The 16,990-nt window shown below is 63.1% G+C and carries 14 protein-coding genes; 7 read left to right on the top strand and 7 right to left on the bottom strand.

Annotated features, from left to right (window positions below; translation table 11 throughout):
- Window positions 1-6 precede the first annotated feature (6 nt).
- On the bottom strand, window positions 7-645 hold the full coding sequence (locus tag JMN22_RS15665; RefSeq protein WP_030140753.1) for a response regulator: 639 nt from the start codon (window positions 643-645) through the stop codon (window positions 7-9).
- Window positions 642-1,898 carry a HAMP domain-containing sensor histidine kinase gene (locus JMN22_RS15670; protein WP_198796456.1) on the bottom strand — a complete coding sequence of 419 codons (1,257 nt, stop codon included), beginning with the start codon at window positions 1,896-1,898 and terminating at the stop codon, window positions 642-644. The genes JMN22_RS15665 and JMN22_RS15670 overlap by 4 nt, the downstream gene beginning before the upstream one ends.
- Before the next feature lie 362 nt (window positions 1,899-2,260).
- On the opposite strand from JMN22_RS15670, the gene JMN22_RS15675 reads away from it, so the two are divergent.
- The 6 genes from JMN22_RS15675 to JMN22_RS15700 all read left to right on the top strand — a co-directional run bounded on the left by JMN22_RS15675 (window position 2,261) and on the right by JMN22_RS15700 (window position 7,446).
- Window positions 2,261-3,427, top strand: a complete 1,167-nt coding sequence (locus JMN22_RS15675) for an ABC transporter substrate-binding protein (RefSeq protein WP_198796455.1) — start codon at window positions 2,261-2,263, stop codon at window positions 3,425-3,427.
- Window positions 3,428-3,453: 26 nt separating this feature from the next.
- Window positions 3,454-4,443, top strand: coding sequence for a YVTN family beta-propeller repeat protein (locus tag JMN22_RS15680; protein ID WP_198796454.1), 990 nt, complete (start codon window positions 3,454-3,456; stop codon window positions 4,441-4,443).
- The gene (locus JMN22_RS15685; protein WP_198796453.1) at window positions 4,440-5,171 is read left to right on the top strand and encodes an ABC transporter ATP-binding protein; all 732 of its coding nucleotides are present in this window, start codon (window positions 4,440-4,442) and stop codon (window positions 5,169-5,171) included. Before JMN22_RS15680 ends, JMN22_RS15685 begins: the two co-directional genes overlap by 4 nt.
- The gene (locus JMN22_RS15690) at window positions 5,168-5,959 is read left to right on the top strand and encodes an ABC transporter permease (protein WP_198796452.1); all 792 of its coding nucleotides are present in this window, start codon (window positions 5,168-5,170) and stop codon (window positions 5,957-5,959) included. Before JMN22_RS15685 ends, JMN22_RS15690 begins: the two co-directional genes overlap by 4 nt.
- A 233-nt stretch (window positions 5,960-6,192) precedes the next feature.
- Window positions 6,193-6,726, top strand: coding sequence for a PQQ-dependent catabolism-associated CXXCW motif protein (locus JMN22_RS15695; protein WP_030140746.1), 534 nt, complete (start codon window positions 6,193-6,195; stop codon window positions 6,724-6,726).
- A gap of 54 nt (window positions 6,727-6,780) precedes the next feature.
- A complete protein-coding gene (locus JMN22_RS15700) occupies window positions 6,781-7,446 on the top strand; it encodes a response regulator transcription factor (protein WP_039588789.1) in 666 nt (221 codons plus the stop codon).
- 170 nt (window positions 7,447-7,616) lie between these two features.
- Here JMN22_RS15700 and nahK read toward each other — a convergent pair whose 3' ends face one another.
- The 5 genes from nahK to JMN22_RS15725 form a co-directional block, all read right to left on the bottom strand.
- Window positions 7,617-10,259 (bottom strand): hybrid sensor histidine kinase/response regulator NahK/ErcS', encoded by a 2,643-nt coding sequence (gene nahK / locus JMN22_RS15705; RefSeq protein WP_236010297.1) that lies wholly within the window; start codon window positions 10,257-10,259, stop codon window positions 7,617-7,619.
- On the bottom strand, window positions 10,189-11,352 hold the full coding sequence (nosP, locus tag JMN22_RS15710) for a nitric oxide-sensing protein NosP (protein ID WP_198796451.1): 1,164 nt from the start codon (window positions 11,350-11,352) through the stop codon (window positions 10,189-10,191). The genes nahK and nosP overlap by 71 nt, the downstream gene beginning before the upstream one ends.
- Window positions 11,353-11,689: 337 nt before the next feature.
- Window positions 11,690-12,874, bottom strand: coding sequence for a porin (locus JMN22_RS15715; protein ID WP_030140743.1), 1,185 nt, complete (start codon window positions 12,872-12,874; stop codon window positions 11,690-11,692).
- A gap of 381 nt (window positions 12,875-13,255) precedes the next feature.
- Complete coding sequence (locus tag JMN22_RS15720) at window positions 13,256-14,530, bottom strand: glucarate dehydratase family protein (RefSeq protein WP_198796450.1); 1,275 nt, start codon at window positions 14,528-14,530, stop codon at window positions 13,256-13,258.
- Complete coding sequence (locus JMN22_RS15725; RefSeq protein ID WP_198796449.1) at window positions 14,527-15,885, bottom strand: MFS transporter; 1,359 nt, start codon at window positions 15,883-15,885, stop codon at window positions 14,527-14,529. Before JMN22_RS15725 ends, JMN22_RS15720 begins: the two co-directional genes overlap by 4 nt.
- A gap of 120 nt (window positions 15,886-16,005) precedes the next feature.
- Between JMN22_RS15725 and JMN22_RS15730 the strand changes: the two genes are divergently transcribed.
- On the top strand, window positions 16,006-16,902 hold the full coding sequence (locus tag JMN22_RS15730; protein WP_198796448.1) for a LysR substrate-binding domain-containing protein: 897 nt from the start codon (window positions 16,006-16,008) through the stop codon (window positions 16,900-16,902).
- Window positions 16,903-16,990 lie beyond the last annotated feature (88 nt).

Consider the following 16,990-nt stretch of genomic DNA (forward strand, 5'->3'; position numbering starts at 1 on the left):
CTGCTTTCACCCCGCCACCCGCACCACCCCCATATCAATCCCCAGATGCACCAACTCAGCATGGGAACTGACCTGCAACTTGCTCTTGAGCAACGTCAGGTGGTTGGAAACGGTCTTGGCGCTGATGCACAGCCGTTCGGCAATGGTTCGCGCGGGGGTGCCCTTGGCGAGCATGACGAAAATCTCCAGCTCGCGTTGGGTCATCGATTGCAGGCGCGGATCGCTGTCGTGGCGGGTGGTCGCGCAAGCCAATTGCGTCGCCAGGGCCTGTTCGATATAGGCATGACCGGCCAACACCCGCCGCACCGCTTCCACCAATACTTGCGGTGCCGAATTCTTCGTCAGGTAACCTGCCGCGCCGGCCTCCAGCGCCTGGCGAACCAATGGCAATTCATCGTGCATGCTGAAAAACAACACCCGCAGTTGCGGCAGGCGCTGCCGCAGGCGCCGGGTGGTTTCCAGCCCGCTGATGCCCGGCAGCCCGAAGTCCATGATCACCAGGTTCGGTACCTGCTCCTGCACCTGGCTCAACGCCTCTTCACCCGAAGCGGCTTCGCGAACCTGCAGCTCCGGCATCATTGCTCGCAACAGGCTGGCGTAGCCTTGCCGGACCACGGCGTGGTCATCCACCAACAAAATGTTCATGACGCCTCCAGGGGAATGTTCAAGTCCAGCGCCCAACCCGCGCCGGGCCGGCTCATGACCCGCAGCTCACCGCCGAGGCTGCGGGCCCGTTCGGCCATCGAATGCAAGCCCACGCCGGCCCGGGCGGGCTGCTGGGCACCGCAACCGTTATCGCGCACCCATAGCCGCAGGCGCCCGGCGCGGTGCTGCATGCGGATGCGTACCTGGCTGGCGTCGGCATGCCGGGCGATGTTGGTCAGCGCCTCCTGCAACAGGCGGTACAGGTGGGCTTTGTCCGGCCCGGCCAATGCCGGTAGCGCGCCATCGACCCGCAACTGACAGGCGATGCCGTGGTTGTCCTGCCATTGCCGGGCCAACAGCTCGATGGCCTCGCCCAGCGGCAGATGCTGGAGCACGACGGGGTACAAATCGTTGACCAAGGCGCGAAAACCTTGCTGCAAATGATCGCAGTGTTCTTCCAGTTCGCTGGCGGTCTGCTCCAGCGCAGGCGGCTGGTGGATCACCAGCCGCAGCAGGCAGGCCCGCGCTCGAATGCCTGCCACGTACTGGCCCAAATCGTCGTGCAGGGTTTGCGCGAGGGACCTGCGCTCCTGCTCTTGCACAGCCAGCAATGCCTGGGTCAGCCGAGCATTGTCCGCCCGGGTCTGGGCCAGGGCGGCAGTCATCCGATTGAAATGCTCCGCCAACCGCTGGGCCTCCGAAATGCCTGCTGCCCGCAGGTTCACCTGCAGATCCCCGGCGGACACCTGATGCAGCGCCTGCAGCAATTCGTCCAGCAAGCGCATGCCCCGGCGCACCGCCCAACGAATCGCCAGCAAGCTGAGCAGCAAGGCCATCGCGCAAACGCCGAGCAGTTGCACCAGGGAATCGAGGATCTCATCCACTTCATCCACGGGGTCAACGGCGATCCAGGCCCGACGTCCGTCCTGCAATTCAACGACCTGGGCGGCAGGACCATCGGCCAACAGTCGACGCCCCAACCAGGCGTTCAAGCCAGGCTCTTGCGCTGGCGAATTTTCCCCGAGTGCCGACCAGCGCACCCGTACATGACGCAGGCTGCCAGTCAGCCTCGATTGGAGGCTGGCCGGGTCGCGCTGGGCGGTCTCGCGCAGGTAATGCACCACCGACTCGGCCGATTGCAGTTCCCGTCGCACATCCGCCGTGGCCTGGTGCAACAGCAGGGTTGCACAGGCCAGGGTGACCAGGGCGAAGAACGCCGTGACCCACAGGTTGATTCGCCAGAGGGCTGACATGGCTAGTGCTCCGCCCCCTGACTCACGCCGATCCCCCGTGGGAGCGAGCTTGCTCGCGATAGCGGTGGGTCAGCCGGCCTCAATATTGAATGTGCCGCCATCATCGCGAGCAAGCTCGCTCCCACAGGGGTCGGGGCACGCCAATCCACTCCGATCAAACTCAGGATCAGTAACAACGGCAACAGCAGCGTCTTGAAAACTCGCATGCCTGTCCGCTCCCTGATGAATGACGATACAGGGCATCCTAAAACCCTGGCGCCCGGGGCGAGCTACTACCTTGGTACTGCCCCGGTGGTACTTTCTGCATATTTCCCCGGGACCACGGCCTTCCTATGCTGGGGCTACCTGCAATGGAGGACGTCATGCGCCGGCTTGTCAGTTACGCCCTGGTTTACCTGTTGGCTGCGGCGACCGCCCAGGCAGGCGACGCCGTGCCGTTGCAGGTGCGCATCGGCTACCTCGGCTACCGGCCCGACCCTGGCCCGCTGTTGTCCAACGTCATCGCCGAACCCTCCGATGCCGGGCTGCGCGGCGCCGAACTGGCGATCATCGACAGCAACAGCACCGGACGATTTCTCAAGCACGACTACCGCCTCGAAAGTGCCAACGTCGACAGCCCCCAGGCATTGCTGGAGGCCGCCCGTGCCCAGCATGCGCAAGGCCTGCGTCTGTTCGTGGTGAATGCGCCGGGCGAAAGCCTGCGCCAGCTCAGTGCCGCCCTCCCCGACAGCCTGCTTTTCAACGCTGGCAGCCCTGATGACAGCCTGCGCACCACCGAATGCCCGGGCAACGTCTTGCACACCCTGCCCGACCGCGCGACCCTCGCCGATGCCCTGATCCAATTCAGTGTCGTGCGCAAATGGCAGCGGGCCTTGCTGATCGTCGGCCAGACACCCGAAGACCAGGCCTACGCCGCCGCATTGCGCCGGGCCATGAAGCGCTTCGGCATGAAGATCGTTGCCGAGAAGGCCTGGCAGTTCGACAACGACCAGCGCCGCAGCGCCCAGGCCGACATGCCGCTGTTCACCCAGACCGCGGAATACGACGTGGTGCTGGTGGCCGACGAGCGCGGCGACTTTGGTGAATACGTGCCCTACCAGACCTGGTATCCGCGCCCGGTGGCCGGCACCCAGGGGCTGACGCCCACCGGTTGGCACAAGACGGTCGAGACCTACGGCGCGGCGCAACTGCAAAAACGCTTCGAAGCCTTGGCCGGGCGCTGGATGAACGACCGCGACTTCGCCGCCTGGATCGCCGTGCGCAGCATCGCCGCCGCCGTCAGCAAGTTGCGCCAGGACGACCCGTTCGCGATTCGCCAACTGGCCCTCGGCGATCAGTTGCCGCTGGATGGATTCAAGGGCCGCAAGCTCAGCTATCGCCCCTGGAACGGCCAGTTGCGCCAACCGATTCCCCTGGTTCAGCCGCGAGCCTTGGTCAGCACCTCGCCCCAGGACGGTTTCCTGCATCCGTCCAACGAAATGGACAGCCTGGGCTTCGACCAACCCGAAGTGAGCTGTCGCTACCCCTGATCGATAACAACAATAAGGAAAACGCCATGCGCCGCCCCCTGCTCAACCCGGCTCTGCTTTGCCAAGCCCTCGCCCTGGGCGCCTCGCTGCTCCTTGCCGGTCCCGCTGCGGCCAGCATTGCCTGGGTCTCCAATGAAAAAGACAACAGCCTCAGCCTGATCGATCTGCAGAGCCTTGAAGTCGTCGAAACCTTGCCGGTCGGCCAACGCCCCCGGGGCCTGTTGCTGTCCCATGACAACCGCCTGTTGTACATCTGCGCCAGCGATTCGGACCGGGTCCAGGTGATGGACGTCGCCACCCGCAAGATCATCAAGGAGCTGCCGTCCGGCAAGGACCCGGAACAATTCGCCCTGCACCCCAACGATCGCTGGCTCTATGTTTCCAACGAAGACGATGCCCTGGTCACGGTGATCGACACCCAGACCTCCGAAGTGCTGGGCCAGATTGGCGTGGGCGTCGAGCCCGAAGGCATGGCCGTCAGCCCCGACGGCAAGTGGGCGGTCAACACCAGCGAGACCACCAACATGCTGCACTGGATCGACACCAGCACCCAAACGTTGGCGGACAACACCTTGGTCGATCAACGGCCGCGCTTCGTCGAGTTCAATCGCGAGGGCACGCAGCTCTGGGCCTCGGCGGAAATCGGCGGCACCTTGACTATCCTCGACGTTGCCACGCGCCAAGTCCTGAAAACCCTGACCTTCCAGATCAAGGGCGTGCATCCGGACAAGGTACAACCGGTGGGCATCAAGCTCAGCGCCGACGGCAAGCTCGCGTTCGTCGCCCTGGGCCCGGCCAACCATGTCGCGGTGATCGACGCGAAGAACTTCGAAGTGCTGGATTACCTGTTGGTGGGCCGGCGCGTCTGGCAACTGGCGTTCACCCCGGACCAGAAGCAATTGCTGGCGACCAATGGCGTCAGCGGCGATGTCTCGGTCATCGACGTCCAGAGCCGCAAGGTACTCAAGTCGGTGAAAGTCGGGCGCTATCCCTGGGGCGTAGTGGTGACGCCATGAACGCCTTGGAAGTCAGCGACCTGAGTTTCGCCTACGGCGCCAGGGAAGCCTTGCGCCAGATCCATTTCAGCGTGCCCGCCGGACACTTCGCCGCGCTGCTCGGACCGAACGGTGCGGGGAAGTCGACGCTGATTGCCCTGCTGACGCGCCTGTATGACGTCCAGCTCGGCGAGATCCGGGTCGGCGGCCATTCGCTGCGCACGTCACCGCGCCAGGCCTTGCGCCAGCTGGGCGTAGTGTTCCAGCAAAGCACGCTGGACCTGGACCTGAGCGTCGAGCAGAACCTGCGCTATCACCTCGCGCTGCACGGTATTTCGCGGCGCCAGGGCAGCGCGCGGATCGACGCCGAGCTGGCCCGCCAACATCTGACGGAGCGGCGCCACGAGCGGGTGCGCAACCTCAACGGCGGCCATCGACGCCGGGTGGAAATCGCCCGCGCATTGCTCCACGAACCGCGCCTGTTGCTGCTGGACGAGCCGAGCGTCGGGCTCGATCCAGCCAGTCGCCAGGCCTTGGGGCAGCATATTCGCCAATTGTGCAATGAACACGGCATCAGCGTGCTCTGGACCACTCACTTGCTCGACGAAGTGCAGCCCAGCGATGACCTGCTCATCGTGCATCAGGGCCGGCTCGTCGCCAGCGGTCGGGCCGAGGACGTGAGCGAGGAACACGGCGGCAGCCTCGGCTCGGCCTTCCATCGTCTGACTGCCTCGGGGGTGGCCGCATGAATGCTTATTGGCAATGTTTCAGCGGCATCGTGATGCGCGAATGGCTGCGCTTCGTCTTGCAGCGCACGCGGTTGCTCAGCGCGCTGGTGCGACCGCTGTTGTGGTTGCTGGTGTTCGCCGCCGGTTTTCGGGCGGCGCTGGGCATCGCCATCATCGCGCCCTACGACACCTACATCCCCTACGAGGTATACATCGTGCCGGGGCTGGCCTGCATGATCCTGTTGTTCAACGGCATGCAAGGCTCGCTGTCGATGGTGTACGACCGGGAAATGGGCAGCATGCGCGTGTTGCTGACCAGCCCCCTGCCCCGGGCCTTTCTACTGGCGAGCAAGTTGCTCGCGACCTCGCTGATTTCCTTGCTGCAGGTCTACGCCTTTCTCGCCATCGCCTGGGTCTACGGCGTCCAGCCTCCGGCGATGGGCCTGCTGCTGGCATTGCCGGCCCTGTTGTTGGTGGCGCTGATGCTCAGCGCCCTGGGCCTGTTGTTGTCCAATGCGATCCGGCAACTGGAGAATTTCGCCGGGGTGATGAATTTCGTCATCTTCCCGATGTTTTTCCTGTCTTCGGCGCTGTATCCGCTGTGGAAAATGCTCGAGGCCAGCCCGTGGTTGTACTGGTTGTGCGCGGTGAACCCCTTCACCCATGGCGTGGAACTGGTGCGGTTCGCCTTGTACGGGCAATTCAACCTGCTGGCGATGACCGTGTGTGTGGGGCTGACGCTGCTGTTCGCGCTGCTGGCGGTGTGGACGTTCAATCCGCAGCATGCGGCGTTGCGCAAGGCCAATTGAACGGTCCAGCAACACACGGTCCCTGTGGGAGCGAGCTTGCTCGCGAAGGCGGTGGACCAGACACATCAATGCTGACTGAATCACCGCCATCGCGAGCAAGCCCGCTCCCACAGGGGATTGGTGTGATTCGTGATGAAAATTACTACTTTAGTAGCGGTTTTCCTGTCTATGGTCGCATTCACAAGACCTCGACCCTGGCATGTAATGGGCGCATAACAAAAAGGATAAATCCCATGCCCCGTTTGCTGGCGATCGTCTTGCTGGGCCTGGCGCTGAATGTCGCCCAGGCCGACACCGCGCTGTTTTCCCCGCAGGGCTACCGCATCACGCAGTACCGCAGCCCGACGCCCGCCTCCGCCGACGGCGCGCAAACCCTCGACACCGAATCCTTGCAGCGCCTGCTCGGGCAGACACCTGCCCCGGTACTGATCGACGTTTACCGTCGCCCGTGGGTCCAGGGACAGTTCATCGACACCGAGCCCCACGCCAACCTTCCCGGCAGCCTGTGGCTGGCCAACACGGGCGATGGCGAGCTGGATCCGACCTGGCAGGACTACTTTACTTTCCACCTGCGCAAAGCCACCGCCGAACGCCTGGATCAACCATTGGTCTTTTACTGCCGCTCCGATTGCTGGTTGAGCTGGAACGCGGTAAAACGCGCCGCGACCATGGGCTATAACCATTTGTACTGGTACCGCGACGGCCTCGACGCCTGGGAGGCGGCCAACCTGCCCCTGCAAGCCGCCCGCCCCGAACCTTTTCCCTGATGTGAGCGACCTGCGTGCAACTGCCCCAACACGACAATAACGAGGTGAATGGCCATGTATAAAATCCTGATAGCCGACGATCACCCACTGTTTCGCGAAGCCATCCACAACGTCATCAGCGACGGTTTCGCCGGCAGCGAGGTGATGGAAACCGCCGACCTGGACAGCGCCCTGGCGCTGACCCGCGAACACGACGACCTGGACCTGATCCTGCTGGACCTGAACATGCCCGGCATGCACGGCCTCAATGGCCTGATCAACCTGCGCAACGAGGCGCCGACCATCCCGGTGGTGATCGTTTCCGCCGAGCAGGACAAGCAGATCGTCCTGCAGGCCATCACCTATGGCGCGGTGGGCTTCATCACCAAGTCTTCGCCGCGCTCGCAAATGACCGACGCCATCGAGCAGATCCTCAATGGCAACGTGTACCTGCCGCCTGACATCATCCGCACCCAGAAGAGCCCGACGGGCCGGCGCCTGAACGAAACCCCGGCGTTCCCGCCCGAACTGCTCCAGGCCCTGACGCGCAAGCAACTGCTGGTGCTCGAACGCATGACCAAGGGCGAATCGAACAAGCAGATCGCCTACACGCTGGACATCGCCGAAACCACGGTCAAGGCCCACGTCTCGGCGATCCTGCGCAAGCTCAACGTGCATAACCGGGTGCAGGCGATTCTCAGTGCGGGGGATATTGATTTCGGGGCGTACTTGCGCCGGTAGCTGGCTACCCGCGCTCCGTGGCGAAAAGAGATCAACTGTGGCGAGGGGATTTATCCCCGCTGGGCTGCGAAGCAGCCCCCTGGATCTTTCTGTGGAACCGAGTAATCCGGAATTAGGGCCGCTTCGCGCCCCAGCGGGGATGAATCCCCTCGCCACAAAAGCGGTTCGACTTATCGGCTGGTTGTTTGGCCCAGCAAGTGACTCATCGCAATCTTCAACTTCATTGGCCGCACCGGCTTGTGCATCAGCGTGTGGCCAAGCTCGCGGATCTGCTGCTTGAGTTCGTTGCTGTAATTGGCCGTGATCATCATCGCGGGAATCGGTGAGGTTCGGCAGGCGTTGATCCGCGCCACGGCGTCCACGCCGTTCTGGTCGTGATCCAGGTGGTAGTCGGCAATCAACAGGTCCGCGTCGGCACGATAATCCTCCACCTGCCGCGCGAGGTCCTGTTCCGACAATGCCGTCACTACCCGGCAGCCCCAACCTTCCAGCAAAGTGCGCATGCCTGCGCAGATCGCCGCGTCGTTATCCAGTACCCAGATCCGCGCGCCACGCAGGCGTTCGAGCATCGGTTCGCTCATGTCCAGGCACGGCAGCGGCTTGGGCGCGGTGGCGCTGAGGGGGACTTCGATGGCGAATACCGAGCCTTTGCCCGGCCATGAACGCACCTGGATGCGATGCCCGAGGATCCCGGCGATCTTCTCGACAATCGCCAACCCCAGGCCCAAGCCACGATCCTGGTCCGGACGCTGGACGTCACCGCGCTTGAACTCTTGGAAAATCTCCTCCAGGCGATCCTGGGCGATGCCGATGCCGGAGTCCCACACTTCGATCGAGACACGATTGCCGTGGCGCCGGCATCCCAACAGTACTCGCCCGTTCGGGGTGTAGCGCAGCGCGTTGCTCAGCAGGTTGCGCAGGATCCGCGCCAACAGTTGGATGTCGCTGCGCACCAGCACCGAGCAAGGTATGAATCGCAACTCCAGCCCCTCGCTGCGAGCCACTTGGCGATATTCGGCTGCCAGGTTGTCGAGCAATTCGCACAAGGCGAACGGCGCGACATCGGCCTTGATCACACCGGCATCGAGCTTGGAAATATCCACCAGCGTGCCCAACAGATTTTCCACGTCCTGCAGGGAATTGCTGACGTTGCGCACCAGTTGCGCGTTCGCCACTGGCTCGCGGCGTTCGAGCAAGGCGCTGGTGAACAGCCGCGCCGCGTTCAATGGTTGCAACAGGTCATGGCTCACCGCCGCGAGGAATTTGGTTTTCGACAGGTTGGCCCGCTCGGCTTCACGCTTGGCTTCGCGCAGGCGCAGTTCCACCCGGCTGCGCTCGTCGATTTCCCGTAGCAACTGGTCGTTGAGGGTCGTCAGTTCTGCGGTGCGCTCCTGCACCCGCTGCTCCAGGTTCTGATAAGCCTGGTGCAACGCCTCGGCGGTGCGACGGCGTTCGGTGATGTCGCGGATCAGCACGAAGATGCCCACCACTTCGCCGTTGGCCAGCCGGTTGGGGACGTAGGAGCGCAACATGTAGCGCTCCTGGTTGTTGATGTTGGTCTCGGCGAATTCGAAGGTCACACTCTCGCCAGCCAACGCCCGGGCCACGTAGGTTTCCAGGCGCTGGTAATGCTGTTCGCTGTGGGCTTCGCGCAGGCTCTGGCCGAGCATCACGCCGCGGGGCCAGCAATACCATTGCTCGTAGACCTTGTTGGTGAACTCATAGACCAGGTCGGCATTGAGGTAGGCGATCAACGCCGGCACGTGGTCGGTGATCAGGCGGATCCAGCGCTCGCTCTCGCTCAACGCCTCGGCGTGCTGGTAACGCTCGGTGATGTCGGTGAAGGTGTTGACGTAGCCACCGGTGGGCAGCGGATGGGTGCGGATCTCCAGGACGCGGCCATCAGAGAGGCGCTGCTCGCACTCCTGAATCCGCCGGCCACTTCCGTCGCGACTGGCCGGCGTCAGCAGTTGCAGTTCGCTGTCGGCGATCACTTCGTTGAACAGCCGATGGGCCGCCACCGGCGCCAGGCCGCTGAGCTCCAGGAAGCGCCGGTTCCACAGTTCCAGTACACCTTGGGCGTTGACCATCGCCACGCCCTGGGACAGGTTGTCCACGGCGCGCTGCAACAGATGGGATTTCTGCGCGACGGCCTGTTCGCGGCGCACGGTTTCGCTGAGTTTGACGTCGGTGATGTCGGTGAACAGGATCACACGCCCGCCTTCCTGGGTCGGCCGTTCGCTGACCTGCAGCCAACGCCCGTTCTGCAAACGATACAGCACCGGCTCGTCTGGCTGGCCGCGGGTTTCTTCGCTGAACAAACCATTGGCGGTCATCAACCGCTTGACCTCGCCAAGGCGCATCCCCGCAATGATCCGCACGCGGCTGTGGGCCCAGAACGCCTTGAAACGGCTGTTGAACAGAACGATGCGTTGCTGCTCGTCGAATAGCACGAATGCATCGGAAATGCTTTCGATCGCATCGATCAAGTGCCGATGGGCCGTTTCCGCCCGCAACCGTGCTTCGCCGAGCAAATGATTGCCGGCCTTGAGCTCGGCCATGGCCTGGTTCAGGGCATCGGTGCGCTCGCGCACCTGTTCGGCCAGCACCACCGAATGCTGGAACGCGGCATACGGGTCGTTGCCGCGGGTCACGCCGGATTCCACCCGTTCGATCAGTGCGTCGTTGATGCGCCGCAGCTTGTGGTTTTCATGCTGCAGGGCGGCGAGCTGCGCCTGCAGCTCAGCGATGGCCGGGGACGCGATGGCGGGCAATGGCAACTCCGGTGAACGTCTGGTTGATGTGCATGCCATTGAACTGTTCTCCATAGGTGTTGAACCCCATCACCCGATGTTCACGCAAAAATTGGCCGATCTGCTCCAGGCCGTCGCGCCCTTCCAACTCCAGGCGCCGCAGGAAACAGTCGCAGCCGATGGTCAGCAACAGATCGCCGAGGCGCGCCTGCAAGCCGTCGAACAGGTCTTGCAGGTTGTGCAGCAACGGCCCCGGATCCATGGCGGTCAGGACGATGCCGTTCTCCACCGCACAATAAAAACTCAGGCTCAGGTCCGGATGGACCTGCTGGATCGCTCGGACGTAGTACTGGTCGTTGATCCGCACCGCCAAGGGGTGCGCGGCGAATACCCGATAGTCCAGGGCACTCACCGGGACGCCGATGTGCCGCGCGTATTCCTCCGCGGCAGGCTCGGCGTTGAGTTCGTAGACCCGCCGCGAGGCGCTGTCGGCGCCGGTCACCACCAGTTTCTCTTGCCGGGGCAGGATGTGGTGGGTGGTGAACACCTCGAATTCCAGCCAGGTATTGATCAGCACTACCACCGCTGCGCCGCTGTGGAACTGGCCTTCAAAGTAAACGTGGGTGTGGGTCAGGTAGTTGTCATCGCCGGCCGAACCGCCGAAATGCGGGATGTCCCCCAGGGCGGCGCTCAAGGCTGCCAGCACCATTTCCTCACGGCTGGACAGGCCGTCCAGCAGGGTCAAGGCGAAACTGTGACCCTTGATTGGCGCCAAGGCGTTGCTGCGACAACCGCTCGCCAGCCGCTCGACCATCTGCTGGGCGTCGATCAGGCTGAAGTGCTCCATCTCGCCGATCAGTTCGGCGGCGATGGAGAAATGCCGGTGGTCGAAACCCACCGCCGTCACGCAATTGCGGCCGTAGCCTTGCGGGGTGATTTCCCCGGCGCTGGTGCAGCCCACCAGGCGAATCCCGCCAAAGCTCCGGGACAACGCCTGGGCGAGGTCTGGCAAATGGTATTCGGCGGAACAGAAAAACAGCACGAACCCCAGGTAGGGGTGCAACAACTGTCGCGCCAGTTCCTGGGCCACTTGTTCGACGTCCGTTGCCTGGGACATGGCGCTGACCACACCCTCGCTCTGGGCCTGCTGCATCTGCGCCTCCGACGGTGCGTGATAGAGCCTTGAGTGTACGAATCCGCGCCCTGCCCACGAATGCTACTTGGGTAGCGGGTGGGCACTTCCATGGGAGGAGAACCGTGACGGCCCCGGCCGCGATGCGCACGGTCGGGGCCGCCACGAAAACCTAAGACATGTTCGAGACCGCTTTTGTGGCGAGGGGATTTATCCCCGCTGGGCTGCGCAGCAGCCCCCGGACCTTTGTGTGGAACCGAGTAATCAGGGATTAGGGCCGCTTCGCGCCCCAGCGGGGCGGTGCGACATTTCGCTAAATCCCCTCGCCACAGGGGTCATTGCAACCCGATCGATCGGATTACCAGGTCAACACCGCCCCCACCGCAAAGGTGTCGGTGTCTTCGTTCTGCGCGCTGGTGTCATGGCCATCGATTTCGAACTGGTTGTATTCGGCCACGAGCTTGAGGTTGTCATTGATGTCATGGAACAACGCGATACCGCGCGTCTCGTAATCGGCGCCGCTGCCGACCACGCCGTTGCCGTCGTCCTCGGTCTTGCCGTAGGACAACGCCAAACGATTTTTGCCCAGTTTGTAGGAGCCCTGCAGCAGGTAGCCCTTGCTGTCGACATTGCGCAAGGTGGCTTCGCCGGCATTGTTGGTGAAGAACGGGTTGATGCCCTTGGCCTGGAACCCCGAGCCGGTGAGCGACAGCCCGCCCATCTTCGCCTGCACCCCATAACCCAGGCCTTTGGACGTCACCGACTCGACGTTGGAATCGGTGTTGTCGGAGGTCTGGTAGCTGCCGTTGAGCCAGCTGTAGATCTTCGCCCCGGCCAAGTCGAATTGGTAAGTGATCTCGCTCTCGGTGCGTGGGTTTTCCTGGTAGGCCTTGCCGGTGGCGCTGCTGTCGTTGGTGTCCACCGGGTCCATGATGCCCACCGCCACGCGCAGCCCTTCCATCACCGGGGTGCGATAGGTGATCTGTGACGTCGGGAACGGGTACGGATAACCGCTGCCGATATTGCCGAACGACACGCCGCCACCGTCCACCAGGCCCAGGGTGTCACTGACCTGGCCGTAACCGGCGAGCAGCTCGTCGAGCAGGATGTTGGAACGGGCGAACAGGCCAAAGTCCTTGCCGATCAGCACCTCGCCCCACTCCGGGTTGGCGACGGTGCCGTAGAACTGCCGCACATCGATGGCGGTATCGGTGCCGTTGGTTTCACTGTCGTTGATGGTCACCCAGAACGAGGCACGGGCGCCGAGCTTCAGGTCATCGACCTGCTTGCCCATGTTGAAGCCCAGGTAATTGGGCAAGAACCCCATCTTGACCCGCGCCTGGCGCCGGTCGAACTGGTCCCCGGCGCGGTCCACGTCGCTGTTGACGTAGAAGGCGTTGATGTAGCCGTCGGTGGAAAAGGTCGTCTGGTCCTTGTCGTACAGCATGATTTCGGCGTGGGCCCAGGGCATCGAGCCGAGGGTCGAGAGGCCGGCGATGACCGCAGGCAAAAAACGCAGGCAGGTATTTTTATTGTTGTGCATGGCGCGCTCCGCAACAGGGGACGGGATGTCGGAGGCGATTATCGAAAGGCGCCAGGGCGCGTCATACGCTGCCTTGGGGGTGATTGGCGGCTGCTTTGGCAGCGCAGGGTCGGCGCGGCAGTTTTGGCGTAAGACCCCGATGCCGCCGGGCGCGGTACTTTGGGTGTGGGCCGGTGGGTGGGTTGGGAGGATCAACTCGTTGGGCAGTGGCACCGAGTCGTCTGGTTTGGGGCTGCTGCGCAGCCCAGCGGGAGCAAGCTCCCTCGCCACAAAAGCAGAGTACGACTTCGTTCCCGAATACGAGGTGATCCCGTGGCGAGGGAGCTTGCTCCCGCTGGCCCGGTCCGACGCCTCGGGCGCAGCAGGCCCCTCGCCTTCGGGTCAGAACCTCGGCTTGACGGTCTTCCAATCCGGCTTATACCGCCGCATCTGCCGCACGTCATCACGCTGGCGAATGCCGCAACTGAGGAACTGTTCATGCAGCTTGCCCAGTTGATCCCGGTCCAATTCCAGGCCAAGGCCCGGCGCCCGGGTGATCTTCACGCAGCCGTCGACAAACGGCAGCTTGCCGCCCTTGATCACCTCTTCATCCGGTTCCTGCCACGGGTAATGGGTGTCGCAGGCGTAATCCAGGTTCGGCACCGAGGCCGCGACGTGGGCCATGGCCATGAGGCTGATGCCCAGGTGCGAATTGGAATGCATCGACACCCCCAGGCCAAAGGTGTCGCACATCTTCGCCAGCACCTGGGTGTCCCGCAGTCCGCCCCAGTAATGGTGGTCGGCCAGGACAATCTGCACGCTGTCCTGGGCCACGCTGCGGCGGAACTCGTCGAAATCGGTGACCACCATGTTGGTCGCCAGCGGCAGCCCGGTGCGTTTGTGCAGCTCGGCCATCCCTTCCAACCCAGGTGTCGGGTCTTCGTAGTACTGCAAGTCGTCCCCCAGCAACTCGGCCATGCGGATCGAGGTCTCCAGCGACCAGTTGCCATTGGGATCAATGCGCAGCGGCAGCCCGGGGAACGCCTGCTTCAGCGCCTTGATGCAAGCGACTTCATGCTCCGGCTCCAGGGCGCCGGCCTTGAGCTTGATGCTCTTGAACCCGTACTCCTCGATCATCCGCCGCGCCTGGGCGACGATCTGTTGTTCGTTCAGCGCTTCGCCCCAACTGTCCGCCGGGTATGGCGAATCGATGTGCTCGGCGTACTTGAAAAACAGATAGGCGCTGAACGGCACTTCATCGCGAATCGCACCGCCCAGCAGATCTACCAGCGGCACGTTCAGGTAATGCGCTTGCAGGTCCAGGCAGGCCACCTCGAACGCCGAATAGGCATTGCTGACAGCTTTGCTCGCATGGGAGCCCGGCGCCAATTCCGCCCCCGCAACGCTGGCCGGTTTATGGGCCGCAACGGTGGCCTGGACGATGGCCCGCAATTGGTTGAGGTTGAACGGATCCATGCCGATCAATTGGTCCTGGACCTGCTGCTGGATCGCCAGGGCCGGCGCATCGCCGTAGCTCTCGCCGAGGCCGATGTAGCCGTTGTCGCTTTCGATCTCGATGATCGAGCGCAGCGCAAAGGGCTCATGGATGCCACTGGCGTTAAGCAGCGGTGGATCGCGAAAAGCAATGGGGGTCACGGTGACGCGTTTGATTTTCATGCAGCGGCTCCCGATGGGCCAGGGTTCAAGGTTGGTTTTTTTTCCGGCAGGCCGGAAGGTGAATCCGGTGTGCCGCGCCCCGGTTGGGTGCGGGCAAAAAAGATCACGACAGCGGCGACCAGGGAGGTGATCGCCAACCCATACAAGCCGCCCTCGATGGACCCGGTGGTCTGCTCCAGGAACCCGAAGGCCGTCGGCGCGACGAAACCGCCGAGGTTGCCGATGGAATTGATCAGGGCGATCACCGCCGCCGCGATGCGGGCGTCGAGGTAGCCTTGGGGAATCGGCCAGAACAGTGCCGAGGCGGCCTTGAAACCGATCGCCGCGAAACAGATGGCGACGAAGGCGAAGATCGGCCCGCCCGTGGTGGAAATGAACATGCCGAACGCGGCGATCACCAGCGTCACCGCGACCCAGGCCTGCTGGAATTTCCATTTGCTTGCGAGGGCCGCGAACCCATACATCGCAACGATGGAGATGATCCACGGAATGGAATTGAGCAAACCGACCTGGAAATCCCCCAGGTTGCCCATCTTCTTGATCATGCTCGGCAGCCAGAACGTGGCGCCATAAATGGTCAGGGCGATGGAGAAATAGATGAAGCAGAACAGCGCGATCTGCCGGTCAGCCAGCAACTTGAACATGGATGGCTTGATCACCTGGGCGGCTTCGCGCGCTCGCTGCTCTTCGGCGATGGTCGCGATCAGAACGGTTTTTTCTTCCGCTGTCAGCCACTTGGCCTGGCTGGGATGCGATTGCAGCCAGCACCAGACAAACCCGCATAACACGATGGACGCGCCGCCTTCAATCAGGAACATCCATTGCCAGCCATGCAGGCCCAGCCCGCTGACGTTCAACAAGGCGCCGGTCACCGGCCCGGAGATCACCGAGGCAATGGCCGAACCGCTGAGGAAAATCGCCATCGCTTTGCCGCGCTCGCTGGCCGGCAACCATTGGGTGAAGTAGTAGATGACGCCTGGAAAGAATCCCGCCTCCGCCGCGCCAAGGATGAAGCGCAGTACGTAGAAACTGGTTTCACCCCGCACGAACGCCATCGCCATCGCGGCCGCGCCCCAAGTGAACATGATGCGGGTCAGCCAGGCCCGGGCGCCGTAGCGCTGCAGCAGCATGTTCGATGGCACTTCGAACAGCGCGTAGCCAACGAAGAACAACCCGGCACCCAGGCCATAGGCGGCGGCGCCGATACCCAGGTCGGTCTCCAGGTGGCTGCGGACGAAGCCGATGTTGACGCGGTCGATGTAATTGACGATGAACATCACCACCACCAACGGCAGGACGTGACGTTTGACCTTGGCCGCCGCGAGGGCCAGGGTCGAGTCCGGTACGTGATTCACAGCGGGCCTCCCGATCTTGTTTTTGTGGGGATTGTTTGTAAGGAACGACCCGATGATGGACGCCGCCGATTGTTCCCGTCTAATCTAACTTGGCACTTGATTGATACCGAGATTGAATCAATGTTTGAATTGGCCCAACTTCGCTGCTTCACCACCGTGGCGACGGAACTCAACTTCCGTCGCGCCGCCGAACGCCTGAACATGACCCAGCCACCGTTGAGCCGGCAGATCCAATTGCTGGAGCATCACTTGGGGGTCGAACTGTTCACCCGCAGCACTCGCAGCGTCGCCCTCACTGCCGCCGGACGGGCGTTTTTCATCGAGGCGCAGAACCTGCTGCAACAGGCGCAGCAGGCCGCCGTGGCCGCCAAGCGCTTTGCCCAGGGTGACATCGGCTCGGTCACCATCAGCTTCGTCGGCAGCGCGGTGTATGAATTCCTGCCCAAGGTCATCGCCGAGGCGCGGCTCAAGCAACCGCAGGTAAAGATCGTCCTGTCAGAGATGAACACCTACCAACAACACGAAGCCCTGCGCGCCCGACGCATCGACCTGGGCATCGTCCGCTCGCCCCTGCTGGAAACCGGCTACGCCACCGAATGCCTGGTGCGCGAACCGTTTGTCCTGGCGGTGCCTGCCGGTCATCCACTGGCCGACGCCGAGACCGTCAGCGTGCAGGACCTGGATGGACAGCCGTTCCTGATGTACTCCCATTCCGCCTACCCGCCTTTCAACGAACTGCTCACCGGCATGCTCCGCTCGGCCCGGGTCGCCCCGCAGTTCGTGCAATGGCTCGGCTCCTCGCTGACCATCCTGGCGCTGGTCAACGCCGGCATGGGCCTGGCGCTGGTGCCGCGTTGCGCGACCAGCGTTGTGTTCCGGCAGGTGGTGTTTCGTGAGATCGATTTGGGTGAAGGGGTGCAGAGTGAGCTGCACCTGGTATGGCGGGAGGACAATGACAATCCGGCGTTTACGATGTTGCTGGAGGGGATTCGCGGGGCGGTTCGGGAGGGGCTTTAGGCAACTGCGGATCGATCACTGTTTGCCCTTGTGGCGAGAGAACTTGCTGTGCGCCGAACTGCACCGTAGGAGCTGCCGAGCGAAGCGA

Source organism: Pseudomonas sp. HB05 (genome assembly GCF_016756915.1).
Classification (GTDB): Bacteria; Pseudomonadota; Gammaproteobacteria; order Pseudomonadales; family Pseudomonadaceae; genus Aquipseudomonas; species Aquipseudomonas alvandae.